Origin of the sequence: Reyranella sp., from assembly GCF_052439685.1 — a bacterium.
Lineage (GTDB): Bacteria > Pseudomonadota > Alphaproteobacteria > Reyranellales > Reyranellaceae > Reyranella.
On sequence record NZ_JBQVQG010000026.1, the window covers coordinates 48,328 to 72,789 of the forward strand.

The window sequence follows — 24,462 nt, forward strand, 5'->3', positions numbered from 1 at the left end:
TGGGACAGGCAGCGCTCGATCCAGGGGCCGACATTTGCGTAGGGCGCGAAGTCAAACTAATTGGTCGCGCAGCCAGGTCCCGCCCTCGGCTTTGAGGGGTAGCCCCGCGACCATCTCCGCGTCGAACACCGCTGCGGAAAGCAGACCAGGGCCCCGAATGGCGACCGAGCATCGACCGACGGCACACAGGGTCGCAAACAACGACTCTCCCGCGGCGCCCAATTCGTCCGGCATCAATTCATTCGTCATTGACCTAACTTATCGGAATCGCGCGTTCAGTGATCGTCCACGTGACGCAGCAGAGCTGGGCGGACGGTACTTGTCAGCACCTGAGTCGCCCATGCGGCTAGGTCGGCATCTGTCGACCGCGTCACCATTCGCAGGGCTATGTCGAGGCGGGCCGTCAGATAGACGTTGTCGATGTCCATTGCCGTCGAGACGAATGCGTCGCGATCCTTGAGCGGCTCGTTCGACAGGTATTTCAGGATCGATTGCGTTACTGCCTCGACAATTCCGGCGTTATGGCAAACGAATTGGCCGCCTTCATCTGACTCGTGAACCGGCACCGAGTCCATCAAGAGGTCGTTGCGTGGCTGTCGCAGAACGAAATCCGCGGTTCCGACCAACAGCAGAACTTGGGGATCCAGCCGCTGTTGGCTGCCGTTTCCCTCGACCACAAACCGGCAGGAAGCCAGCTGCGAGAGGATAAGCCACCCGTGGATGTTCGCGAAGGAGCCAGATTCATTGCTATCAGCTTCGACAGTATAATCTTCGCCGTTGAATGTGAGGACCGTAGAACCGTCTTCCTGCGGACGGATATCGATCGAGCCAATACCTTCGACCCAGGTCGAGAGATGCTGTCCGGCATGCATGGCTTCCCGGACCGGCGTCATATTCGCTAGCGCCTCATAAAGAGCCCAGGGAACCTGACCATTGCCCGACCCGAGGTCGAGAACGGCTTGAGCGGCGACGATGTCACCGAACAGAAAATTGCTGGCTGCGCCGGCAAGCCACTCAGCGGCCTCGACGGAATCGCTTTCCAGCATTTCCCGCAGCTTAACGGCAAGATGGCGCGCTAGTTCGCTCGCCAGAAGCTCCGGGAGGCCAACGGTTACGATGGCGATGTTCTCATCGGCAATGGACGGGACGAGATAACCTTGTTTGAGGAGCCAATCCACGTCCGAGGCCGATAGGATGCTGTCCAGCGTCGCGCGTCGGACGAAGTACCGTCCCATGAGCTCGAGCGCCATGGCATAGGGTTTGCCCTGATCTTGAGCGTCGGCGGTGATTGCCTGAGCGAGCCCACCGTAACGTCGTCGCAGCTCGGGATCAGTGAAGTCGGCGCGAGCTTGGGCGATGATCTCTAGCCCTGGCACTGCCGGGAATACGCCGACGCCCTTGCGCTTGCTGCCCGACAGGCGGGTCGCCATTGCTTGGAGCAACCAGGCTCGGCGCAGATCTGGGCTGTGCTGCCCGCCGTCCATGATGCCCATGCCCAACTCAGCCAGGGCTTCTAGCGCTTTGAAATACTCGGGCTCGGCAAGGTCCTCAACCTCTACGATCTCGGCACGGCGGCCGATGGCTGACTCCCGCCGGCCGTCGGCGCTTTTCAGCACGCGTCGTGCCGCGTCCTCGTCTAGACCGACAACCAAGCGCACGGCTGGCCCGAACGTGTTGGATGTGAGGTCTTCAATCATGCGGACATCGTCGCGATCTTCCGGATCGAGGCGATCGATGGCGAGGACAAGAGCCGGGCCCCCGGCACGGGAAATCTGGCGCACCCAATTACGCGCCATCTCGGGATTCACGGGCCACTCGAGCGTGTCCGCTAGCAGATCGGCGATCTTTCTGAAAACTTCGCTTGCCCCGCACTCGAGGAACAGGCCGCCAGCGGCTTGCGGATTAATCAGGCGAACAAGTTGCTCGAGTACATTGGTCTTCCCGACCAAGGGCGGGCCGGAGACCAACACGAGACGCGTGTTGTGGAGCTTCTGGGCAAGTTGGCGGGTCGCCAGGCGGAGGATCTTCAATGGACCGAAAGGGCGCAGAGGATGGTCTGTCGTAGCGGTAAGCTCGTCGATGGCCCTGGCCGATGCGGCGGCGACGGCGCTCTGCCAAACCTGCGAGTCCGTTCCCATCAGCGTCGTGATTGCGTCATCGCGATCACCTGCCGCCACCTTCGCCGCCGAAGCCATGAACTCCTCGAAGGTTTTCGCGTCCGGCGATTCCCCCTTGTAAAGCTGACCCGAGAAGGTTTCTAGGATTCGCGTCTCCTTGCCGTTGGTGACAACGACGAAAGGCGCCATGACAGGTAGTAGGCGCGCATAAGAGAGGCCCTGTTCGCCGTCATTCGCCATCAGCGGTGCGTCGTGCTTCTTGAGTTCCAGTATGGCCAGCGGCTTGCAGTTCAACGTCAATAGGATGTCGGCACGACCACGCTTGATCCAGCTCTCCCGCCCTTTGGTGGTGATCGTGGCGTGCCCGAGACGGATCGTGAATTCAATCTGGTGCTTGATGTTGGCCGCGCCCAGTCGTGGAAACGCAATCTCGATTGCGGCAGAGATCGCGGTCTCAAGGTCGGATTCTGTCTGCTTCTTTGGGACTTTCCCGGTCACGCGACCTCCGATGTCTAAGCTGCGTGCCGGCTGAGTCGTTCGTGCTCGGCGATCAGGAACGTAAGGTAGCTGCGAATGAGGTTACAATAGAGCCGCGCTTCGTCGATGCCGAGCGCCAGCCCTTCCTTCAGATCGACGCCGTGCCGCACGCCACCACCGGTGGGCGATGATAGGTAGCCATGGAGGGTCATCATCCACTGGAGAATCTGATCCTGATGCCCTCGCCCACGCTGCCGCAGCTCGCCAATGATCTTGTTGAAGTATCGACCTTGAATGCTGCCGTCGAGAACGTCAGAGTTGCGAAACGCGGTCGAGATCGTTTCGAGTAGCCACAGCACCTCTTGGACAGCCTGGCGACCATTGCCATCGGCGAGCGCACGTTCGGAAGCCTGTAACGCCCGGTCAATCATTAAGGTGGCCTGAGCATCCAGGGAGGGCGGTTGCGCGGGTACGGCGATCGGAATATGCGCCCGAGTTGCGACGAGATTAGGCGGATCGATCTGAAAACCGGCGCCAGCCTCGGCGAGAATACGGTTCAGATGACTGATGTCTGGCAGCTGCATGCCAGGATTGGCTGCTTTGAGGGTCTCACAGCCGTTGTAGAATGCCTCGATAAAGAGTGGGGAATTGGCGCTGGCTTCGTCCATCTTGGAATCAAGGTCGGTGGAGGCCCAACTCGTGTCGCTGCTCGGGAAACAGGAAACGCCGGCCGCGCTCGCGAAGCTTGACTTGAAATGCTCAAAGACAGACTTGCGGTGGCCCTGACCGGAAATGCGATCAATCAGCTCGCGGAATCGCTTGATAACCGCTGGCTCAATAGGTCCAGGACTCTCAAATCTCCAACTGCCGTCGAACTGAAGCATGACCATCAACCGTGCAAGCATTACTCTACTTCATGGTGGTCTGAAGTCCAGAGCACGACGTCACGTCGAAATCGCAATGGTGCTCTTTCCGCATTTGAAGCGGACCGGCAGCTTCCGGCCGTGTTGCGGCCAGACGCGCCAATCTTGACGCTCAGCGTCTTCGTCCTGCCGGCTCGCGTACTCCTCGTAACTTCGAGCACTGCGATGGAGAGCGGCGGAAGTGCGCGGCCATCCGAGAGATCGTGGTCAGGGTTGCGGGGGCGGGATTTGAACCTACGATCTCGCGGCAATGAGTCTGCTAAGCGGCCGATCCATCCGAATCGTACTCCACACCACGCTGGAGCTAGCGCCGGCGTCACAGCCTCTTGGCTTGGTAACCTTCGAAGACGTAGATCGACAAATCTAGGCGATGGGAGCCGTGTCGATGACGTCAAAACAACATCAGCCGGAGCGCGATCAGCGTCACACCCGACGCCGTCTCCCCAGCGAGTGCGCTTCAACACCTTGTCGCGAGATGGAACAGCCCGCTTGTGCAGCTCGGCCTGACCTTCCAGTCATGGCAGAAATTTTCGACGCGCTTGCGCGAACTATGATTGACAATGACTTCAGTAAGCAACGGCGGCTAGTCGTATTCAAGGACGGTTGCCGCTATGGAAAATTCGGAAAGACCAAGGCTTACGAATTGATCGCCCAAGAGCGGATCAAGGCCTATAAATTGGGCGGCAAGACCATGATCGACCTCGACAGCGTGGACCAATTTCACGCCTCGCTGCCCAAGGTCGAATCAAGAGCAAGCTAGGCCGCGGACCTGCTTGGCGAGGCGGTGAGCCTCCCGTCGCGAAGGCTGTCGAGCCGATCAGCCCAATGCTGCATCAGACGCACGCGCTCGACCCAATAAGCCGCACGGTTATAAATGCCGCGAATCTTGTTCTGGTCGCCCTTGCCAAGTTGGCGCCGCACCACCTCGTCGCGTCGACGCCGCTTCTTTTCCTCCGTCGAATGGGCAAGTTGGGATTCAACGACATCACCGTCGAACGCGCCCTCCTCGTTGAGCAAGGTCGACGCGGTCGAGCGGAAGCCGTGCGCGCAGTGTTCGCCTCCGGGACCAGTATCGTAGCCCATGATCCGTAGAGCTTTGTTGAGGGTGTTGTCGGACATAGGCACATCATCATCGTATGAGAACAAGTAGCGGCATTGGCCGCTCAACGGCCGCAGCTTCGAAAGGATAGCAAGCGCCTGGCGCGAAAGAGGCACTTCGTGATCATCGCGCATCTTCATCTTCTCGGCGGGGATCAGCCATACCCGGTTCGCCTCGTCGAATTCGGTCCACTCCGCTAGCCGAAGCTCGCCCGGCCGCACCATGGTCAAGGCGATCAGCTTGAGCGCGTAGCGCACTAAGCCGCCGTTTTTGGCGTCGTAAACCTCAATGCGGCGCATCAAGTCGCCAACCTCGTCCGGGTCGGTCAGAGCCGGGCGCGGGTTGGCCTTGGGAGCCTTGGTAAGGGCGTGCTTCAAATCGCGGGTCGGGTCGCTGCCGCAGTACGACGCACCAATACCAAATTGGAAGACCCGCGAGGCCGTCGAGCGCAACCGGCCGACTGTATAGTAGCGGCCGCGGGCTTCGACGCGTCGCATCGCCGTCAACAAATCGGGTGGCTCGATCTCGCACAACGGTCGATTGCCGATCTCGCGATTGAGTTGGCCGAGATTCCAGCGTTCTCGCTTGATCGTCGCTTTGGCCTTGTTTTCCTTTTCGAGCTTCTTGGTCACCCATTCCTCGCCGACCGTGCGAAAAGTGTGCTTGTGCTTCTCGTCGTCCTTTCGCTGCGCCTCGCGCACTTCGGTAGGATCCTGCCCCTGGTCGAGCAATCTCTCTGCGTCGTGGCGCTTTTCGCGGGCGGACTTCAGCCCGACACCGGGGAAGGTGCCAAAGGACATGTTCTTGCGTTTGCCACCGAAACGGTAGCGGTAAAGCCACAGCCTGGTCCCGTTGGGTCGCACCACTACGCTTAGGCCCTGGCCGTCAGCGAGCGTGTATTCCTTGTCGGCCGGCTTGGCATTGCGGATTTTGGTGTCGCTCAGTTCATCCATGGGAACGGTCCCTCGTAAACTGCGAAGCGCCCGTGTACCCGGCCTTTCAGGTATACCCAGAGTGTACCCGAAGAAGCCGGATGCTCTCGAACAGCCGCGAACTGCGGCGAGCGCCAATATACGCTCAAAGCCTGATTTTACGAGGGTTCTGAGTGATCGGCGAACGAGCGCGGACGACAAAGAACTAGGCCGGATGGAAAATGGTGCCCCGAGACGGAATCGAACCGCCGACCCCATCATTACGAATGACGTGCTCTACCAGCTGAGCTATCGGGGCATCGGCGGCGGGTTTAAGGGAAAGGGAGCGCGGGCGCAAGGCGCTGTTTCGTCCCCGGCGCCTCTTCCCCAACCGCCGCGGTTCGGCCGGAACCGAAGCATGCGGCGCGCGGGAAGGCTATAGAACCCGGCCATGACCACGCTGCTCTCGCTCCTGCCGCTCCTCCTCGTGCTCGGCCTGCTGGCCTCGGGCCGCGCCAGCGCGCTGGTCGCGGGCCTGGCGGGGCTGGCGGCCACCCTCGCCGCCTCGGCGACGCTCGTCCTCCAATCCGAGGGTCCAGCGGCAGTGGCGCTGCTGTTCCGCCGCGAGGTGCCGGCCGGCCTGTGGCTGTCCTGGCACGTCATCGCCATCATCGTCACCGGCGTCTTTTTCCATCGCGCCACCCTGGCGCGCGGCGGGGCCGGTGGCGGGACCTTGGGTGCGGGGACGCTCGAGGCCTCGCCGCGCCGCCTGTTCGCGGTCTGCTTCCTGCTGGCGCCCTTCGCCGAATCGGTGACCGGCTTCGGCGTCGGCTACATCATCGCCCTGGCGGCCTTGCGGCGGCTGGGGATCGGCGGCATGCCCGCCCTGCTGCTGGGCCTCTACAGCCAGTCGCTGGTGCCGTGGGGGGCGCTGGCCATCGGCACCACCGTGGGCGCGACGCTGGCCGGCCTGACGCCCGGCCAGCTTGGGCAGAGCTCGGCGGTGCTGCAGGTCCCGATCCACGCGATGTACCTTTTCCTCTACTGGCGCTTCGCCCGCGAGGCCGGGGTCGCCGTCCCGGCGCGGCAGAAGCTCGACGACCTTCTATGGACGGCGGCGCTGCTGGCCCTGGTGTGGCTCGCCAACTGCTTCAGCGACGTCGAGATCGCCGCCGCCGCGCCCACCGCCCTGCTGCTGGCCGTGCGCTTCTGGCGGGACGAGCGGCCCGACGGCGCGCGGCTGCGCGCGACCCTGCGCACCGCCGCGCCCTATGTCGCGCTGACCCTGGCGCTCTGCGCCACCCGCCTGGTCACGCCGCTGCGCGACCTCCTGAAGCCCCTGTGGGCGCTGCGCCCGTTCGACAACCAGCCGGCCTTCGCGCCCTTCTACGCGCCGGGCTTCTGGCTGCTGGCGATCGGCCTCGCCGTGGTGCTGCTGGCGCGCGCCCCGCTGGGCCGGGTCGCCAAAGAAGCGGCCACCGGCGCCTGGCGCGCCTGCGCCGTGACGCTGGCCTTCGTGGTGATGGCGGAATTCTACGTCGGCTCGGGCATGGCGACCTCGATCGCCGAGGCACTTCGGGCAGTGGCGGGACGCAGCGCGGCGCTGGGCGTACCGCTGTTCGCCGCGGTCGGCGGTTTCCTGACCGGCAGCGGTGCGGCCGCCAACGCCATGCTGATGCCGATGGAGACCGCGCTGGCCCGCGCCCTGGCCCTCGACCCGGCCTGGATCGCCGCCGTCCAGAACAGCGTCACCGCCAACCTCACCATGCTGTCGCCGATCCGCGTCTCGATGGGGGCGGCGATCCTCGCCCTCTCGACCTCCGACGCCGCCCTCTACCGCCGCGCCTGGCCGCTCGCCCTGCCGCCGCTGCTGACCGGGGCGGCGACGGTGCTGGCACTGCTGGCCCTCGGGAATTGACCGAATCCGGGCACAAACCTGGGGGGGTGCGACATCCGTTTCAGTTGTTTCGTTTATTTCGTTTATTTCGATTACGGGGCTCACGACACCCTTGACCGGCCTCGCCGCCGCCGGTCATTCTGCGTTCGATTCATGACCGTCACCCGCCGCCACCTCCTCGCCGCCGGCCTCGCCGGCCTCTCCACGCTCCCCGTTGCGCGCCCCGCCGGCGCCGTCATCGTGCTGGACCGCACCTGGCGGTCCGAGGGCGGGAGGCCGGGCCGCGAGAGCGAGGGCTTCCGCGCCCACGAGGCGCTGGCCGAGCAGAGCCAGTTCGCCCCCGTCATCGCGCTCTCGACCGACGGCGGCGAGGACTGGGGCATCGGCTCGGCGACCTGGCTGGGCAATTTCGGCGGCAATGCCTGGGTGCTCAGCGCCTCGCATCTGTTCACGCGCGACAATTCGGTCTTCGACTACACCTTCCGCGCGCCCGACGGCACGCCGTGCAAGGGCGACCGCCAGATCCGCCATCCGCTGTTCAACGGCGACAACGACGAGACCACCGGCTACGACGTGGTCCTGCTGCGCATCCGCGGGCCGATGAACGGCGGCGGCCCGGCGCCGCTGCTCTATGGCGGCACGCACGAGGAAGGCGCGAAGGCGGTGATGGTCGGCTACGGCGCGCGCGGCCTCGGGTCGATCGGCCAGAACGACGCCTATGACGGGCCGTCGGGCAGCAAGGCCGCCGCCACCAACGTGGTCCACGAGACGATGGACCTGGTGCAGCCGCCGCCGCGCACCGGCGACCGCGGCAACTGGCTCTCGGTGAAGCTGCGCCGCGAGACCGAAGGCGCCGGCCGGCTCGACGGGCTGCTGGCCTCGGGCGACAGCGGCGGCTCGCTGTGGATGCAGACGCCGGCCGGCTGGGCGGTGGTCGGCGTGAACGCCAATGGCGGCGACCAGTACGACGACTACTCCTTCTTCGCGCGGGTGTCCGGCCTGCGGCCCTGGCTCACCTCGCACGTGCCGGGGTTGCGGTTCGGGGGGTGAGGGGCACGCGGGCGTGGCAGCTGAAACGCTAGCGCGGCCTCGACCTCCGAGTGGTCGGCCTCGGCCTGAAATCGATCGCAATGAACTCTAGATGATCGCCAACAAGCGCCGCGAAAAGGCAGGCTTGTGAGATTCTGTTTGCGCCGTGGAACGACGGCATATGATTGAAAGTTAGCGCGCCATCAAAAGCGCGTCTCACCGCGCGGTGGCAGACGACCTGCTGCTATCCTCGCGCTTCAATGCATCGTCGAAATCAACGGTCTTGCTGAGATCAAGCAGCAGCGGACTCACCTTGAAGGCCAGGCCGCCCCAAGCGCTTTGCGCGATCACGAAGCCAGATCGCAGACACCGACTTGCCACGGCCGCGACTTTGTCCTTTTGCCAACCCTTCGCTTCCATCTCGGCCATCGTGGCGAGCCATGGAGACTGCTTCTCTCGCTCACCCGCTTCCTCCTCCGGCACATCCGGTAGCTTAGGGTGGTGTCGCAGGAGAGTTGAAACCAAGATGACCTCGTCTCTCGACAGACCGGCCAGTGACTCTGCGTACAGATAGAACTCATCCGCGACCAGCGTGCCGACTTGCAACTGGCCTGTGATCGCCTTCGCCAACAATCGCAAGTTGACCCGCGCGCGACCTTCCCACGCAGCCCGCACATATCCGTGGATCACGGCGATGCCGTCGTCTTCGGCCGCTACTTGCTCAGGCGGGTAGCCGCCACTCCGCAGTTCCTCGAACAGGATCTGCTGTGCCTCAGCGCTACGCCGTTTCAAATAGGCGTTCAGGGCTGCTCGACCGACCGGCAGAATGCCGCCCGACTTCATCCAATCGGCCGTTTCAGTAATTGATCCAAGAACGTCGGTGAGGTTTGGCATGATTATGCCCTTTTTGTTTGTTCGCGAAGACTACCCTAAACAACGGCTAGTCTGCCCATGAATGTGCCGCGCGTTGGCCGAACAGCGACCCGACGGAAGACGCCTCCAATCCTCATGCACGCTGGTTGATCTTCGGCCCGTCCCTCGCCCCACTTCACCCCCTCTGGCATAGCCCCATTTTGCCTCTATGATCGCCGCCGCCCCGCGGATGGGGCGGATTTCGCGGGAGGGAACGATGGCCAAGGTGGCATTTCTGGGACTGGGCGTGATGGGCTTTCCGATGGCGGGGCATCTCGCCGCCAAGGGCCATGAGGTCACGGTCTACAATCGCACCTTCGCCAAGGCCGAGGCCTGGACGCAGAAGCACAAGGGCAAGGCCGCCCGCACGCCGCGCGAGGCCGCGGCCGGCCAGGAGATCGTGTTCTGCTGCGTCGGCAACGACGACGATCTGCGCTCGGTCGTGCTGGGGCCCGACGGCGCGTTCGCCGGCATGGCCAAGGGCACCATCTTCTTCGACAACACCACCGCCTCGGCCGACATCGCGCGCGAGCTCCATGCGGCGGGCCAGAAGCTCGGCATCGACTTCATCGACGCGCCGGTCTCGGGCGGCCAGGCGGGCGCCGAGAACGGCCAGCTCACCGTGATGTGCGGCGGCGATGAAGCACCTTTCGCGCGCGCCAAGCCGGTGGCCGACGCCTTCTCCAAGGCGGTCACGCTGATCGGCCCGTCGGGCGCCGGCCAGATCACCAAGATGATGAACCAGATGTGCATCGCCGGCATCGTGCAGGGCCTCGCCGAAGCGCTGAACCTCGGCCAGCGCGCCGGGCTCGACATGGAGAAGGCGCTGGGCGCCATCTCCAAGGGCGCGGCGCAGAGCTGGCAGATGGAGAATCGCTGGCAGAACATGGTCGCCGGCAAGTTCGACTACGGCTTCGCCGTCGACTGGATGCGCAAGGACTTGGGCATCGCGCTCGCCGAGGGCAAGCGCCAGAAGGCCGCCATGCCGCTGGTGGCCCTGGTCGACCAGTTCTACGAGCGGGTGCAGGCGCGCGGCGGCAATCGCTGGGACACGTCGAGCCTGATCCAGCCGCTGCAGAAGCCGTAGGCGGCGTTCATGAGCGGCAGCTACACGCTGTGGGGCCGGCCGGGCTGGGGCTCGGCCCTGGTCGAGGCGCAGCTCGACTGGTACGGGCTGCCCTTCGCCTATGAGACGGTCGGGGATCTGTTCAAGGATCCCGACGCGAAGGCAAAGCTCGAGAAGGTCAATCCGCTGGCGCAGGTGCCGACGCTCGTCCTGCCCGACGGCAGCATCATGAGCGAGAGCGCGGCCATCACCTTGCTGCTGGCCGACGTCACGGGCAGCGATGCGCTGGTGCCCGCGCCCGGTGCGCCCGAGCGCGCGGCGTTCCTGCGCTGGCTGGTGTTCCTGGTCGCCAACATCTACCCGACCTTCACCTATGCCGACGATCCGGCGCGCTTCGTCTCGGTCAACAATGCGCGCGATCCGTTCCGCGCCGCCGCCGACGCCTATGCCCAGCGCCTGTGGCGCCAGGTCGAGAGCACGGCCGGCGCGCCGTGGTTCCTGGGCGAGCGCTTCTCCGCCCTCGACATCTATATCGGCGTCATGACCCGCTGGCGCCCGCGGCGCGGCTGGTTCGAGACCGAGACGCCCAAGCTCTTCGCCATCGCGCGCAAGGCCGATCAACGGCCGGAACTGAAAGAAACCTGGAGGAGGAACTTCCCATGAAACGCCGCAACTTCGTTGCCCTCGCATCCGTCGCGACCGCCACGACCGCCCTCGCCGGCACGGCCGGCGCGCAGGCGAACTATCCCGACAAGCCGATCACGATGGTGGTGCCGGCGCCGCCGGGCGGCGGCACCGATCTGGTGGCGCGGCTCTATTCCGACCTGCTGAGCCAGGAGCTGGGCGTGCAGGTGATCGTCGACAACAAGGGCGGCGGCAACGGCAATATCGGTACCGCCATCGTCGCCCGCGCCAAGCCCGACGGCTACACGATCCTGATGCAGTATTCGGCCTATCACTCGGCCAATCCGGCGCTGATCAAGGACCTCAACTGGAAGCCCGACGATTTCGTCGGCGTCGCCATGGGCGCGATGGCGCCGCACGTCATCGTGGTCGCCAAGAAGGTGCCGGCCGACGACCTCAAGAGCTTCATCGCCTACGCCAAGGCCAATCCCGGCAAGCTGAACTATGCCTCGGTGGGCGCGGGCTCGGTGCCGCATCTCGGCGGCGTGCTGTTGAACAAGGCGGCTGGGCTCGATCTCGTGCACGTGCCCTACAAGGGGTCGGGGCCGGCGACCGCCGACATCGTGGCGGGCCAGGTCGAGATGCTGATCGTGACGCCGCCCGCCGTGTCCGGCCACATCCGCAACGGCAACGTCAAGGCGCTGGCGCTGGCCAGCGAGAACCGCCTGCCGTCGTTCCCCGAGATTCCGACGACGGCGGAAGCCGGCCTGCCGGGCTTCATCCTCGACGGCTGGTTCGCCCTGTTCGCGCCAGCGGGCACGCCGCAGCCGATCGTCGACAAGCTCAACGCCGCGATGCGCAAGGTTGGCAAGATGGAAGCCGTCGTCGCCCGCGCCAACCAGCTCGGCACCGTGCTGAAGGACTGGACGCCTGCCCAGATGGACAGCTTCGCCAAGGGCGAGGTCGAGACCTGGGGGAAGGTGATCCGCGACAACAACATCACCTTCACGCAGTAGGCCGGCCGTGGCCTGCGTCGGCATCGTGGGCGGGCTGGGCGTCGGCGCGACCGTCCACTACTACGAGCGGATCGCCGCCGCCTGCAAGGCGTGCGGCGTGACGCCCGACCTGGTCATCACCCATGCCGACGTCGATCACGGGCAGGGCCTCATCCGCGCCGGCAAACTCGACGCGCTGGCGGCCTATCTCTCTGGGTTCCTCGACCGCATGGCGCGGGCCGGTGCCGATTTCATGGTGTTGCCCGCGGTCACACCGCACATCGCCATCGACCGGCTGAAGACGCGGAGCCCGCGACCGCTGATCGACATCGTCGAAACGCTGGGCGCCGAACTGCGCGCCCGCAAGCTGCGGCGCGTCGCCTTGCTGGGCACGGTCTTCACCATGGACGGCAGCCTGTGGGGCCAGCTCGAACGCTACGCGCCCGACGTCGAGATCGTGAAGCCGCGTCCCGACGAGATCGCCTTCGCCGGCGCCGCCTATCAGCGCATCCTCGACACCCAGCGCGCCGATCCCGCCGACGCCGAGGGCTATCGCCGCCTCGCCGCCGAGCTGCAGCGCCGCGATGGCGTCGAGGCGATCCTGCTCGCCGGCACCGACCTCACGGTGATGTTCGACGAGACATCGGCGGGCTTCCCGGCGATCGACGTCGCCCGCCTCCACATCGACGCGATCGTGGAGCGGCTGGCCAGCTAGAGGGCTTCTGGGCGGGATTGAATCAGTCGCCGACCCAAACATCAACCTCACGCTGAGGAGCGCTCCGCAGGAGCGCGTCTCGAAGCATGGGAACGAGCACCACGTCCGTTGCCCATCCTTCGAGACGGCCGCTGCGCGGCCTCCTCAGGATGAGGGAAATGCCGACGCCGCAGGCCGATCAGAACACGTGCCGGACGCCGACGATCTGGCCGAGCGAGCGGCCGACATGTTCGGCGACGGCCGGCTCCAGACCTTCCACTTCGATCTCGACGTTGAGGCCGTCGCCGTCGGCTTGCGCGAACACACGCGCCGGCACGAGTCCGCGCTTGGCGATCAGTTCGAGTGCGCGCGGCAGCACGCCGGGCTCGGCGTCGGCCTCGAAACAGTAACGGACGGCGGAATTGCTACGCTTGAGGGAGAGAACGGCGGACATCGGACGATTCCTTGGACGAAAGACAGGCGAACGCGGCAACGCAACGGTTTGCAGTGCAAACCGTGGTGCTAATTCGCCGTCTAAGGAGGTCCATGCGGGCCATCTCGCGAGTGTAGCGCCGGAACCCATGGCCGCGCTAGGGTCCCGGCAACGAACCCGCCGGGAAGGAAACAAAGATGCGTTCGGCGCCGATCTACGAGGTGCATGCCGTCAAATATGCCCACCTGCCGCGCAAGGCATGGGAAGTGCAGATCAACCCCGACCCGCACGACGCCGACTTCCCGATGGACTATTTCGTGTGGGCCGCCATCCCGCTCGACGAGAACGGCAACCGCGCGATCGGCGGCAAGCCGATCGTCATCGACACCGGCTTCAACGCCACGGTGGGCCAGCAGCGCGGCCGCGAGGTGAAGAAGAACCCGGCCGATCTTCTGAGTGTGATCGGCGTCGATGCGAAGGAGGTCGAGGACGTCATCGTCACCCACCTGCACTACGACCATATCGGCAACTGGGACCGCTTCCCCAAGGCGCGCTTCCATCTCCAGGACAAGGAGATGAACTTCGCGACCGGCCGGCACATGTGCAAGGGACCGTTCCGCCACGCCTACGAGTGCGAGGACATCGTCGGCATGGTGCGGGCGCTCTACGGCGGCCGCCTGGCGTTCCATGACGGCGACGAGGAGCTGCAGCCCGGCATCTCGCTGCACCTGATCGGCGGCCACACCGCCGGCATCCAGTCGGTGCGCATCAACACCCGCAACGGCTGGCTCGTGCTGGCCTCCGACGCCAGCCACTATTTCTGGGGCGTCAACAACGACAAGCTGTTCTCGATCGTCTACTCGGTCGCCGACATGCTGACGGGCTACGACAAGCTCAAGAAGCTGGCCGACGGCCGGGTCGAGATGGTGATCCCCGGCCACGACGCCGAGGTGATGGTGCGCTATCCGGCGTCGGGCAAGGGGCTGGAGGGCATCAGCGTCCGGCTCGACTGACCCGCCCGATCAGGAAAACCGCGATGGCCAGGCTCGTCTTCGGCATGAACCAGTCGCTGGACGGCTATGTCGATCACCTGTCGTTCGGCCCGAGCCCCGCGCTCTTCCGCCACTTCATCGCCGAGGCGGAGGCGCAGGCGGGAAGCATCTACGGTCGCCACGTGTACGAGCTGATGCGCTACTGGGACGACGATCAGCCCGACTGGGATGACGAGCGTCACGCTTTCGCCGCGGCGTGGCGACGGCAGCCGAAATGGGTGGTCTCGCGCTCGCTCGACTCGGTCGGCCCCAACGCCACGCTCATCCGGGGCGATCTCGAGAACGAGATCCCCAGGCTGAAGGCCGAGCGCGACGGCGAGATCGAAGTCGCCGGCCCGACCCTGGCGCAAAGCCTCACCGAACTCGGCCTGATCGACGAGTACCGGATCTACCTGCACCCGGTCGTGCTCGGGCACGGCACACCCTACTTCGGCGGCCCCCGGCCGCCGCTTCGCCTGATGACCCACGACCGGATCGGCGAGGACGTGATCAGGCTGACCTACATTCCAGGTTGATCGCAGGCCGACCTGATTTTGGACCGCCGCGGGTCAGCCCCGGATCTCGACGCCGGCCCACTCCTCGAGGATCTTGGCCACCATAGTGAAGTCGGAATCGGGACCGAACCGCGCCTTGGTGACGGCGAGCATTTCCAGCACCGCCGCGCCCACCAGCATGGGCACGCCCATGTTCTGCGCCTCGTCGAGGCAGAGGCGCACGTCCTTGTGCGACAGCGCGGTGGCGAAGCCGAAGTCGAAGGTGCGCGGCAGCACGGCGCGCGGGAACTTGTCCTGGCTGGCGCTGTTGCGGCCGCTCGACACGTTGATGATGTCGATCAGCACCTTCGCATCGAGGCCCGCCTTCACGCCCATCGCCATCGCCTCGGACGTGGCGACCAGCGCGGTCGCCGCCAGCATGTTGTTGGCAAGCTTGGCGGTCTGCGCGAGGCCTGGCTTCTCCCCGGTATGGAAGAGCTTGCCGAAGGTCTTCAGCACCGGCTGGAGCGTCTGATAGGTCGGCATCGGGCACGACACCATGACCGCGAGCGTTCCCGCCTTCGCGCCCGTGACGCCGCCGCTCACCGGTGCATCGACCCAGCCGATGTCGCGCTCGGCCAGCCGGGCCGCGACTTCGGAGGCGACACCGGGACCCGTCGTCGAGAGATCGATCAGCGTGCGGATCGATGAGCCGTTGATGATGCCGGCATTCCCGCCCAGCACGACCTCGCGCACGATGGCGGGCGTCGGCAGGCTTCATCAGCACGACCTCGGCGATCGACGCGACCTCGGCCGGCGACGCCGCGAGCTGGGCGCCGCGCGCCACCAGCGGCCTGGTCGCCTCCTCCGACACGTCGTAGACGCAGAGCCGGTAGCCCGCATCGAGCAGGCGGTGCGCCATCGGCCCACCCATGCGACCGACACCCACGAAGCCCAGCAATTGACCCGTCATGCTCATTTCCTCCGGCTTTGCGCCACTCTTTCGTTTTTCTGGTATCGCTACCAGCATATGATTGCCGCATGAGAGCATCAACGGGCAGGCAGGGATGAGCGGCAAGGCGCGGCACAGCGAGGGCGGAACCCTGAAGATGCGCGACATCGCCCGCCATGCCGGCGTGTCGCCGATGACGGTGTCGCGGGCGCTGCGCCAGCCGTCGGCGGTGTCGGAGGAGATGCGGCGCAAGGTCGAGGCGGCCGTGCGCGAGTTCGGCTACGTGCCCAACCGCATCGCCGGCAGCCTGTCGTCGAACCGCTCCAACGTGGTCGGACTGGTCGTCCCGAGCATCCGCAATTCCCTCTACGCCAGCATGATCCAGGCGGCATCCGACGGGCTGCGCGCCAACGGCCTGCACCTGATGATCGCCGACAGCGGCCACCGGCTGGAGGACGAGGAGACGTTGGTCGCGGCCTTCCTGGCCCAGCGAGTCTGCGGCCTGATCCTGCACAACACGATCCACAGCAAGCGGGTGCGCAAGCTCGTCGAGGCCAGCGGCGTGCCGGTGGTCGAGACCGGCAACCTGCCCGGCGACCCGCTCGACATGGCGGTCAGCTACTCGAACTTCGAGGCCGCCCGCGCCATGACTCTCCATCTGGCGCGTCTCGGCTACCGCAAGATCGGCTTCGTCACCCTGCCGGTGCGCGACAACGACCGCTCGCAGGAGCGCCGCCGCGGCTATTTCGCGGCCCTGGCCGAACTCGGGCGGCCGGCCGACGACAGCCTCGTGCTCGAAGCGGCCGGCGGCTTCAGCGAGGGCGCCGATGCGCTGGTGCGGCTGGTGAACACGCATCCCGATCTAGACGCCGGCTTCTTCGCGGGGGAGGTGCTGGCGGTGGGCGCGCTGTTCGAATGCCAGCGCCGCGGCTGGGCAGTGCCGGGACGCATCGCCATCGCCAGCTTCGACGATGTGGACCTGCTGCGGCACGCGGTTCCCAGCGTGACCACGCTGCGCATTCCGCGGCCGGAGATCGGCAGGCGCAGCGCCGAGCTTCTGGTCCGCCGCCTCCAGGGCGCGCCGGCCGAACGACTGAAGGTCGATCTCGGCTTCGAGATCGTGCAACGCGAGAGCAGCTGAGGACTGAGGCCCATGCTGAAGGGCAGATGCGCGCTCATCACCGGATCGACGCAGGGGCTCGGCCAGGCCATGGCCCGGCGCCTCGCCGCCGAGGGCTGCAACATCGTGCTGAACGGATTCGGCGAGCCGGCGGAGATCGAGGCCCGGCGCCGCGCGCTCGAGGAGGAGCATGGCATCCGCGCGCTGCATCACGGCGCCGACCTCGCCGAGCCGCGCCAGATCGACGATCTGATCGAAACCGCCAAACGGGAATTCGGCGGCGTCGACATCCTGATCAACAACGCCGTGGTCCGTCACTTCGCGCCGGTCGAGGCGTTCCGGCCGGAGGACTGGGACCGGGCGCTGGCAGTGAACCTGTCGGCGGCGTTCCACACGACCCGCCTGGTCCTTGCGGGCATGCGCGCGCGCGGCTTCGGCCGCATCGTCAACATTTCCTCGGTCTACGGCCTGTTCGGCGGCGTGAACCGGGTCGACTACATCACGACCAAGACCGCGCTGATCGGCTTCACCCGCGCCGTGGCGCTGGAGACGGCGCGTGACAACATCACCTGCAACGCGATCTGCCCCGGCTCCTCGCCCACGCCTGCCATCGAGCAGAGGCTGCAGGACTTCATGGCCACCGAGGGCCTTGAGCGCGACGCGGCGGTCGAGAAGTTCATGGCCGGGCGCCAGCCGTCGGGCCGCTTCGTGGCGATGGAAGGCGTCGCCGCGCTGGCCGCCTTCCTGTGCGGCCCCGGCGCCGCCGACATCACCGGGGCGGCCCTGCCGGTCGACGGCGGCTGGAGCGCGAGCTGATCGTTTTGGGCTTTTTGTGGTAGCGGTACCAAAGACTCCCTCCTAGAATTTGCACAACAAGGCAAGAACAGGAGGAAACCCATGAGCGTCACGCGTCGACAGTTCGGCCCCGTCGCAGCCTCCCTGGCTGCGGTCGCGGCGGCCTCGCCGGCCTTCGGGCAACAGACCAACGAGGTGGTGAGATGGCGACTCACCTCGAGCTTCCCCAAGAGCCTCGACACGCTCTATGGCGCATCCCAGACGATCGCGCGGGTCGTGGGCGAGATGTCCGACGGCAAGTTCATGATCTCGCCCTACGGCGCCGGCGAAATCGTGCCCGGCCTGCAGGTGCTGGATGCGGTGTCGAACGCCACGGTCGAATGCGGCCACACCTATACCGGCTACTATATCGGCAAGAATCCGACCTTTGTGTTCGACGGCTCGGTGCCGTTCGGCCTGACGCCGCGCATGCACAATGCCTGGATGATGTTCGGCGACGGCCGCAAGCTGATGGACGAGGTCTATGACAGCTTCAATGTCGTGGCAGTGCCGGCCGGCCAGACCGGCGGCCAGATGTTCGGCTGGTTCCGCAAGGAGCTGAAGACGCCGGCCGACTTCTCCGGCCTCAAGATCCGCACCGCCGGCTTCGGCGGCAAGGTCTTCGCCAAGCTCGGCGCCGTGCCGCAGCAGATCGCCGGTGGCGACATCTATCCGGCGATGGAACGCGGCACGCTCGACGCCTGCGAGTGGGTCGGTCCCTACGACGACGAAAAGCTCGGCTTCAACAAGGTCGCCAAGTACTACTACACGCCGGGCGTGATGGAACTTGAGGCGGTCAACCAGCTCATGATCGGCAAGGCCGCCTGGGCGTCCCTGCCGCCGCGCTACCAGGCCATCCTGAAATATGCCTGCAACTACTCGATGACCGAGATGCTGGCCTCCTACGACGCCAAGAATGCCGTCGCCATCGCCCGCCTGGTCGGCGCCGGAACGCAGCTCTCGGTGCTGCCGGACGACGTGATCAAGGCGCTGCGCGGTGCGCTTGAGGCCGTGCTCGACGAGGAGGCGGCGCAGAACGAGCAGTTCAAGAAGGTCCTGGCCAACTGGCGACAGTTCCGCGCCAGCCAGCATCGCTGGTTCTCGATCGCCGACACCCGCGCCGAGTTCGCGGTCTATCGCAGCGACCGCTGACAAGAGGAGATCGTCATCCCGAGCCTGAGCGAGGGACCTTTGCGCGGCGCGGCAAGAGGTCCCGCACTTCGTTCAGGATGATCGATCGCTTACGCCGCGAGGGCGGCGCGGGCCTTGCCGATCATCAGGGCGGCACGGGCGGCCTCGCGGCCCTTCTCGACGAAGTGCGCGCGGAAGATCCCGTTGTGGTGGTCAGTCTCCTGATAGTGATGCGGCGTCAGCGACACCGACAGGACGGGCACGCCGGTTTCCATGCCGGCGCGCATCAGCCCGTCGACGACGGCCTGGGCGACGAAGTCGTGGCGGTAGATTCCGCCATCGACCACGAAGGCGGCGGCAGCAACGGCGGCATACTTCCCGGTTGCCGCGAGGTCGCGCGAGAACAGCGGCAGCTCGAAGGCGCCCGGCACGTCGAACACGTCGACCTGATCGGCGGGAATCAGTTCGAGGAAGCCGTCGAGCGCACGATCGACGATATCGGCGTGCCACCTGGCTTTGACGAAGGCGTAGCGGGCTTGTGTGTGGCGGGCTTGTGTCACGGCAATCTCCTTTGGCGAACAGACACGTCACCCAAGGCGATCACGCGCGGACCCGCTGCTCGGCGCGAAGCAGCGGGACACACGTTCTCTTTCATCCGGACTATGACCGTCGGCTCAGGCCTCGCACCTGATCTGCTGACCCTTCCTTGCGGAAGGCGCTCGCGGGCTCGCGGCTCGCGCCGCATACCGCCGGTAGGGAGTTTCACCCTGCCCTGAGAACGCAGAAACCATAAGGGCAGGGTCGAGAGCTTGCAACGATCCGGATGGATCGCGCTATTTCTTCTCCAGGCCCCACATGGCGAGCGTCGGGGCATAGACCATGCCGGTCACGTTCGAGCGCACGGCGGTCGGCGAGGTGAACTGGCCGAGCGGCGCATGTGTCGGATACTCGAGCACGCGCAGCTGGACCTTCTCGGCGATCTCCTTCTGCTTCGCCGGATCCGATTCGGCGGCATAGGCATCGCGCAGCTTCTCCAGCTCGGCATCGCACGGCCAGCCAAAGGTCGCCTTCTCGCAGGAGGCGTTGAGGAAGGCGGCGGCGGCCGGGTTGATCACGTCGACCGCGCCCCACGAGGTGAAGAAGACGTTCCAGCCGCCGGCGCTCGGCGCATCCTTCTTGGCGCGGCGCGCGACCAGCGTCTGCCAGTCCATCGGCTGCAGATCGACCTTGAAGCCGGCCCGCTCGAGCTGCGGCTTGCCGACCGTCGCGAGGTTGTTGTGGCCGGCCACGTCGGTCTGGTGGAGCATCACCACCGGCGTGCCGTCATAGCCCGCCTCGGCCAGGAGCTGCTTCGCCTTGGCAGCATTGCCCGAGAGCTTGTCCTCCCATCCCTTGGTCGATTCGAGCGGCGAGCCGCAGGGAAACAGCGAATTGCAGACCTTGTAGAACTCCGGGTTGCCGACGTTGGCGTCGAGGAATTCCTTCTGGTCGAGCGCGTAGAGCGCGGCGAGGCGGATCTTGGGATTGTCGAACGGCTTGTGCAGCACGTTGAAGCGCATCGTGTACTGGCGACCGGCCTTGTTGCCGACGAACACGGTGATGTTCTTGTCCGCCTTCAGCAGGGGCAGCAGGTCGGCCGGCACGATCTCCACCAGGTCGATCTCGCCGCTCATCAGCGCGTTGACCTGGGTCTGGGTGTCGGGGATCCACAGCCACTCGATGCGGTCGACCTTGGCGACCTTGCCGCCGGCGAAGCCTGAGGCCGGCTCAGCGCGCGGCTTGTACTTCGGGTTCTTGACGTAGACTGCCTTCTCGCCGGGCTTCCACTCGTCCTTCTTGAAGATGAAGGGGCCGGAGCCGGTGGCGTCGGTGATCTGGCTGTTGGGATCGGTCGAGGCGACCGACTTCGGCATCATGAACGGCACGTTCGAGCCCGGCTTGCCCAGCGAATAGAGCAGCAGGCCGTAGGGCTGCTTCAGCACGAACTTGATGGTCTTGGCGTCCGGTGCCGAGAGCTCCGACGTCACCGCCATCAGCTTCTGGCCCATCGCGTCGCGCGCGCCCCAGCGCTTGATCGAGGCGACACAATCCTCCGCCGTGACCGGCTTGCCGTCATGCCATTCCAGCCCGTCGCGCAGGGTCAGCGTGTAGGTCAGCTTGTCGGGCGAGACCTCCCACTTGTCGACCATCTGCGGCTTGACCTCGAGCTTGTCGTCGACCGCGAACAGCGTGTCGTAGACCATATAGCCGTGGTTGGTGGTGATCAGCGCCGAGGTCCAGATCGGGTCGATGATCTTGAGGTCCGAATGCAGCGCCGCCTTGAGCGTGGTCTGCGCCGAGGCGGTGGCGGGCGCGACCAGCGGCATCCCCGCGGCGGCGGCGACCAGCGCGCCCATGAAACGACGACGTAACTTCAGCATGAAAACTCCTGTACTCTTGGCCTTCCCCGTAAGGCGCAAGGTATAGAGCCGCCGAAGCCCGCGCGCGACAGGCGAAATGCCCGCGCCGAGCGATCAATCGCCTTGCGCGATGTCAAGCAGCGCCTGCCACTCGACGAGCTTCACCCTCGGCCGTCCCTGCGCGGTGCCGGCCGCGATCTCGGCCTTGTCGATGCGGCGCCAGCCCTCGGCGTCAACGCAGAGGGGCAGGATGTCGGGGCCGCTCTTGGGGTCGCGGTCCTCGAGGAAGTCGATGACTTCCTTGGCCACGGCATGACTGTCGGCACGATTGGTCGGGATGGTGCCGCTGGGACCGCGGCGCGCCCAGCCGACCGGGAACACACTCTCGGCCTTCGGGAAGGGCTCGCCGGTATAGCCGATGCAGGTGACGACCAGGTCGGCGGCAAGGGTGCCCGTCGACAGTTCGACCGCGCCGGGCCGAATCGCCTTGGGCGTCTCGTGGAAACGGAAATGCACCGTCACCGGTTTCTCGCCCGGCGCCTGCGCGGCGAAGCGCTTCAGGGTCTCGATGTTCTTGGCCTTGCGCAGCCGTTCCGGCGTCGGGTCGGAGGCCGGCGCTTCGGCCGCGAGCACGCTGGCATCGGCGACCGCGACGGCGCGCGCCAGCCGGCCCATCTCGGCCAGCTCGTTGGTGGTGAAGGAGGCCTGCTCCGCGCCGCGGCGGCCGATCACGTGGATGTCGGCGATCGGCGCCGCCGCGATGGCCGCGCCCGCCTCCGGCACGATGTCGGACTTGGTCATCTCGTCCGGGCTCTTGGCCAGCAGGCGCGCGACGTCGAGCGCCACGTTGCCGTTGCCGATCACCGCCACGGACTTCACGCCCGAGAGATCGGGTCCGCCGCGGAAGTCGGGATGGCCGTTCAGCCAGGCGACGAAGCGCCACGAGCCCCAGACATGCGGTAGATCCTCGCCGGGAATGCCCAGCCTGCGATCGACCACCATGCCGGTGGCGACGATCACCGCGTCGTAGGACTGGATCACCTCGTCCCAAGACAGGTCGCGGCCGATCTCGACGTTGCCAGCGAAGCGCAGGTCGGGCTGGGCGAGCAGCCGGTCGAACTGGCGGACCACGGCCTTGGTGCCCTGGTGATCGGGCGCGACGCCCGCCCGCACCAGGCCGAACGGCGTCGGCAGGCGGTCGATGATGTCGATGCGGAGGTCCGGCCGGCCGCGCAGCAGCCCGTCCGCGGCGTAGAAGCCGGACGGGCCGGCGCCGACGATGGCAACCTTGTGAGTCATGGCGGCCCGCTTAGCATATGATGGGCGGATGGCTAAATACGCAAAACTCCGTCAGCTCGGGCAGGCCACGGCCCTGCCCGTCTCGCCCGCCGAAGCCGTCCTCGAGACGGTGCCCAACCCGCATCCGGGCACGCTCTATCTCGCGCGCTTCACGCAGCCGGAATTCACCTCGCTCTGCCCGGTGACCGGCCAGCCCGATTTCGCGCATCTCGTGATCGACTACGTGCCGCGCGCCAAACTGGTCGAGAGCAAGTCGCTGAAGCTCTATCTCAACAGCTTCCGCAACGAGGCGTCCTTCCACGAGGACTGCACCGTGGGCATCGGCAAGCGGCTGGTTAGGGCGCTGGCGCCGCGCTGGTTGCGCATCGCGGGCTACTGGTATCCGCGCGGCGGCATGCCGATCGACGTGTTCTGGCAGACCGCCGCGCCGCCCAAGGGCCTGTGGCTTCCCGAGACCGGCGTGGCGCCCTATCGCGGCCGGGGTTGATGGCCAGGCTACCGCCCCGTCCGAAGCGGCCCCCGAAGCCGGCAACGCCGCGCGAACTGCGCGACGCGATTTCGGGCAAGGCGCTGGAGCTGGGCTTCGACGCCGTGGCCTTCGCACCGGCCCAGCTTTCGCCCGAGGCGCGGCAGCTGCGGCGGGAGCGCATGGAGGCGTTCCTCGAACGCGGCTTCCAGGGCGACATGGGCTGGCTGGTCGACCGCGCCGAGCAGCGCATCGACCCGGCCGGCCTGTGGCCCGAGGCGCGTACCGTCGTGTCGGTCGCGCTCAACTACGGCCCGGCTGGCGACCCGCGCTTCACGCTCGAGGAGCGCGAGCGCGGCGCCGTCTCGGTCTATGCCCAGGGCCGCGACTATCACGACGTGATGAAGAGCCGCCTGAAGCAGCTCGGCCGCTTCATCTGGGACACCTATCACGAGAGTCTGAAGGTCTTCGTCGACACCGCGCCGCTGATGGAGAAGCTCGCCGCGCAGCAGGCGGGCCACGGCTGGCAGGGCAAGCACACCAACCTCGTGTCGCGCCGCTTCGGCTCGTGGCTGTTCCTGGGCGAACTGCTGCTGTCGATCGAACTGCCGCCCGACGAGCCCGAGACCGACCATTGCGGGCAATGCCGCGCCTGCCTCGACTCCTGTCCCACCAACGCCTTCCCCGCGCCCTATCAGCTCGATGCGCGGCGCTGCATCTCCTATCTCACCATCGAGCATGCCGGCCCCATCGATCGCGAATTCCGGACGGCGCTGGGCAATCGCATCTACGGTTGCGACGACTGCCTCGCCGCCTGCCCGTGGAACAAGTTCGCCCGCCAATCGCGCGAAGCCGCCTTCGCACCGCGCGCCGCGCTGCAGGCGCCGCTGCTGGCTGAACTCGCCACCCTCGACGACGCCACCTTCCGCACGCGCTTCTCGGGAACGGCGGTGAAGCGCATCGGGCGCGACCGCTTCCTGCGCAACGTCGCCTATGCACTGGGCACCAGCGCCGCGCCCGCCACCGCGCTGCCCGCCGTCGAGCGCCTGCTGGGCGACGCTTCGCCCCTGGTGCGCGGCGCCGCCGTCTGGGCCCTGGCGCAACTTGCCCCGGACGAGGTTGCGCGGCGCAGGCAAACGGCCGAAGAATCCGATGCCGGTGTCCGCGCCGAATGGGCGGAGGCACTCCGGCAGGGAGTGAAACAATGACCTTCAAGAGACGGGCGATGATCGCCGGCACGGCTTTCCTGCTGGCGGCAGGCTCTGCCATGGCGCAGCAGCCGAACCCGCCGGCGCGCATCGCCGAGCTTCTGGCGAGCCCGGACCGCAGCGCCGCCGACCGCACCAACGACCAGCGGCGCAAGCCCGCCGACATGCTGGCTTTCATCGCCATCGTGCCGGGCATCACCGCGCTCGATCTCAGTGCCGGCGGCGGTTACACGACCGAATTGCTCGCCCGCTCGATCGGGCCCACGGGTGCGGTCTACGGCCAGAGCCGGCCGCCGCGCGACCCGAACCAGCCGGCGCCGCGCCCCGCCGCGCCCGAGGGCAATGCCAATC

The 24,462-nt window shown here is 66.3% G+C and carries 22 protein-coding genes, 1 tRNA gene, 2 pseudogenes and 1 riboswitch; of the genes and pseudogenes, 15 read left to right on the forward strand and 10 right to left on the reverse strand.

Features of this window, described 5'->3' with window-relative positions:
• Positions 1 to 275: 275 nt before the first annotated feature.
• Positions 276 to 2,615: a type I restriction endonuclease gene (locus ACT6UX_RS24450; protein WP_444777761.1), complete on the reverse strand. Its 2,340-nt coding sequence runs from the start codon at positions 2,613 to 2,615 to the stop codon at positions 276 to 278.
• A 14-nt stretch (positions 2,616 to 2,629) separates the two neighbouring features.
• The gene (locus tag ACT6UX_RS24455) at positions 2,630 to 3,478 is read right to left on the reverse strand and encodes a hypothetical protein (RefSeq protein WP_444777762.1); all 849 of its coding nucleotides are present in this window, start codon (positions 3,476 to 3,478) and stop codon (positions 2,630 to 2,632) included.
• A 424-nt stretch (positions 3,479 to 3,902) separates the two neighbouring features.
• Here ACT6UX_RS24455 and ACT6UX_RS24460 point away from each other — a divergent pair, with 424 nt between their 5' ends.
• On the forward strand, positions 3,903 to 4,277 hold the full coding sequence (locus ACT6UX_RS24460) for a hypothetical protein (RefSeq protein WP_444777763.1): 375 nt from the start codon (positions 3,903 to 3,905) through the stop codon (positions 4,275 to 4,277).
• On the opposite strand, the gene ACT6UX_RS24465 is transcribed toward ACT6UX_RS24460, so the two are convergent.
• Together ACT6UX_RS24465 and ACT6UX_RS24470 are read right to left on the reverse strand one after the other, a co-directional pair.
• Positions 4,274 to 5,569, reverse strand: a complete 1,296-nt coding sequence (locus ACT6UX_RS24465) for a tyrosine-type recombinase/integrase (RefSeq protein WP_444777764.1) — start codon at positions 5,567 to 5,569, stop codon at positions 4,274 to 4,276. The two genes, ACT6UX_RS24460 and ACT6UX_RS24465, sit on opposite strands and share 4 nt — an antisense overlap.
• Before the next feature lie 201 nt (positions 5,570 to 5,770).
• A tRNA-Thr gene (locus ACT6UX_RS24470) sits at positions 5,771 to 5,846 on the reverse strand.
• Between the two features lie 132 nt (positions 5,847 to 5,978).
• On the opposite strand from ACT6UX_RS24470, the gene ACT6UX_RS24475 reads away from it, so the two are divergent.
• Both ACT6UX_RS24475 and ACT6UX_RS24480 read left to right on the forward strand, forming a co-directional pair.
• Entirely contained in the window at positions 5,979 to 7,445 is a 1,467-nt protein-coding gene (locus tag ACT6UX_RS24475; RefSeq protein WP_444777765.1) for an L-lactate permease, read from the forward strand.
• Between the two features lie 132 nt (positions 7,446 to 7,577).
• Positions 7,578 to 8,474 carry a trypsin-like serine protease gene (locus ACT6UX_RS24480; protein WP_444777766.1) on the forward strand — a complete coding sequence of 299 codons (897 nt, stop codon included), beginning with the start codon at positions 7,578 to 7,580 and terminating at the stop codon, positions 8,472 to 8,474.
• Between the two features lie 195 nt (positions 8,475 to 8,669).
• On the opposite strand, the gene ACT6UX_RS24485 is transcribed toward ACT6UX_RS24480, so the two are convergent.
• The gene (locus ACT6UX_RS24485; RefSeq protein WP_444777767.1) at positions 8,670 to 9,347 is read right to left on the reverse strand and encodes a hypothetical protein; all 678 of its coding nucleotides are present in this window, start codon (positions 9,345 to 9,347) and stop codon (positions 8,670 to 8,672) included.
• Between the two features lie 235 nt (positions 9,348 to 9,582).
• Here ACT6UX_RS24485 and ACT6UX_RS24490 point away from each other — a divergent pair, with 235 nt between their 5' ends.
• The 4 genes from ACT6UX_RS24490 to ACT6UX_RS24505 are packed head-to-tail and all read left to right on the forward strand — an operon-like array spanning position 9,583 to position 12,765.
• Positions 9,583 to 10,452: an NAD(P)-dependent oxidoreductase gene (locus ACT6UX_RS24490; RefSeq protein WP_444777768.1), complete on the forward strand. Its 870-nt coding sequence runs from the start codon at positions 9,583 to 9,585 to the stop codon at positions 10,450 to 10,452.
• Positions 10,453 to 10,461: 9 nt separating this feature from the next.
• Complete coding sequence (locus ACT6UX_RS24495; RefSeq protein WP_444777769.1) at positions 10,462 to 11,094, forward strand: glutathione S-transferase family protein; 633 nt, start codon at positions 10,462 to 10,464, stop codon at positions 11,092 to 11,094.
• Entirely contained in the window at positions 11,091 to 12,071 is a 981-nt protein-coding gene (locus ACT6UX_RS24500) for a Bug family tripartite tricarboxylate transporter substrate binding protein (protein WP_444777770.1), read from the forward strand. The genes ACT6UX_RS24495 and ACT6UX_RS24500 overlap by 4 nt, the downstream gene beginning before the upstream one ends.
• Before the next feature lie 7 nt (positions 12,072 to 12,078).
• Positions 12,079 to 12,765 (forward strand): aspartate/glutamate racemase family protein, encoded by a 687-nt coding sequence (locus ACT6UX_RS24505; RefSeq protein ID WP_444777771.1) that lies wholly within the window; start codon positions 12,079 to 12,081, stop codon positions 12,763 to 12,765.
• Between the two features lie 178 nt (positions 12,766 to 12,943).
• Here ACT6UX_RS24505 and ACT6UX_RS24510 read toward each other — a convergent pair whose 3' ends face one another.
• Complete coding sequence (locus tag ACT6UX_RS24510; protein ID WP_298318504.1) at positions 12,944 to 13,198, reverse strand: hypothetical protein; 255 nt, start codon at positions 13,196 to 13,198, stop codon at positions 12,944 to 12,946.
• A 176-nt stretch (positions 13,199 to 13,374) separates the two neighbouring features.
• Between ACT6UX_RS24510 and ACT6UX_RS24515 the strand changes: the two genes are divergently transcribed.
• Positions 13,375 to 14,190, forward strand: coding sequence for an N-acyl homoserine lactonase family protein (locus tag ACT6UX_RS24515; RefSeq protein ID WP_444777772.1), 816 nt, complete (start codon positions 13,375 to 13,377; stop codon positions 14,188 to 14,190).
• Between the two features lie 23 nt (positions 14,191 to 14,213).
• Positions 14,214 to 14,744, forward strand: coding sequence for a dihydrofolate reductase family protein (locus ACT6UX_RS24520; RefSeq protein ID WP_444777773.1), 531 nt, complete (start codon positions 14,214 to 14,216; stop codon positions 14,742 to 14,744).
• A gap of 33 nt (positions 14,745 to 14,777) precedes the next feature.
• Here ACT6UX_RS24520 and ACT6UX_RS24525 read toward each other — a convergent pair.
• Positions 14,778 to 15,675: pseudogene (locus ACT6UX_RS24525) on the reverse strand (NAD(P)-dependent oxidoreductase).
• A gap of 94 nt (positions 15,676 to 15,769) precedes the next feature.
• Between ACT6UX_RS24525 and ACT6UX_RS24530 the strand changes: the two are divergent.
• The 3 genes from ACT6UX_RS24530 to ACT6UX_RS24540 all read left to right on the forward strand — a co-directional run bounded on the left by ACT6UX_RS24530 (position 15,770) and on the right by ACT6UX_RS24540 (position 18,760).
• Entirely contained in the window at positions 15,770 to 16,795 is a 1,026-nt protein-coding gene (locus tag ACT6UX_RS24530) for a LacI family DNA-binding transcriptional regulator (RefSeq protein WP_444777774.1), read from the forward strand.
• Positions 16,796 to 16,807: 12 nt separating this feature from the next.
• Complete coding sequence (locus ACT6UX_RS24535) at positions 16,808 to 17,590, forward strand: 3-hydroxybutyrate dehydrogenase (RefSeq protein ID WP_444777775.1); 783 nt, start codon at positions 16,808 to 16,810, stop codon at positions 17,588 to 17,590.
• Between the two features lie 81 nt (positions 17,591 to 17,671).
• Positions 17,672 to 18,760, forward strand: a complete 1,089-nt coding sequence (locus ACT6UX_RS24540) for a TRAP transporter substrate-binding protein (RefSeq protein ID WP_444777776.1) — start codon at positions 17,672 to 17,674, stop codon at positions 18,758 to 18,760.
• Positions 18,761 to 18,849: 89 nt separating this feature from the next.
• Here ACT6UX_RS24540 and ACT6UX_RS24545 read toward each other — a convergent pair whose 3' ends face one another.
• The 3 genes from ACT6UX_RS24545 to ACT6UX_RS24555 form a co-directional block, all read right to left on the reverse strand.
• Positions 18,850 to 19,299, reverse strand: a complete 450-nt coding sequence (locus ACT6UX_RS24545; protein ID WP_444777777.1) for a 6,7-dimethyl-8-ribityllumazine synthase — start codon at positions 19,297 to 19,299, stop codon at positions 18,850 to 18,852.
• Between the two features lie 79 nt (positions 19,300 to 19,378).
• Positions 19,379 to 19,523, reverse strand: a riboswitch (FMN riboswitch).
• A gap of 49 nt (positions 19,524 to 19,572) precedes the next feature.
• A complete protein-coding gene (locus tag ACT6UX_RS24550; RefSeq protein WP_444777778.1) occupies positions 19,573 to 21,159 on the reverse strand; it encodes an ABC transporter substrate-binding protein in 1,587 nt (528 codons plus the stop codon).
• A gap of 93 nt (positions 21,160 to 21,252) precedes the next feature.
• Positions 21,253 to 22,437 carry an FAD-dependent oxidoreductase gene (locus ACT6UX_RS24555; protein ID WP_444777779.1) on the reverse strand — a complete coding sequence of 395 codons (1,185 nt, stop codon included), beginning with the start codon at positions 22,435 to 22,437 and terminating at the stop codon, positions 21,253 to 21,255.
• Between the two features lie 28 nt (positions 22,438 to 22,465).
• Here ACT6UX_RS24555 and queF point away from each other — a divergent pair, with 28 nt between their 5' ends.
• The 3 genes and pseudogenes from queF to ACT6UX_RS24570 form a co-directional block, all read left to right on the forward strand.
• Entirely contained in the window at positions 22,466 to 22,924 is a 459-nt protein-coding gene (gene queF / locus ACT6UX_RS24560; RefSeq protein ID WP_444777780.1) for a preQ(1) synthase, read from the forward strand.
• A complete protein-coding gene (gene queG, locus ACT6UX_RS24565; RefSeq protein ID WP_444777781.1) occupies positions 22,924 to 24,111 on the forward strand; it encodes a tRNA epoxyqueuosine(34) reductase QueG in 1,188 nt (395 codons plus the stop codon). Before queF ends, queG begins: the two co-directional genes overlap by 1 nt.
• Positions 24,108 to 24,462, forward strand: a pseudogene (locus tag ACT6UX_RS24570) (hypothetical protein); the annotation flags it as partial. The gene queG and the pseudogene ACT6UX_RS24570, both read left to right, overlap by 4 nt.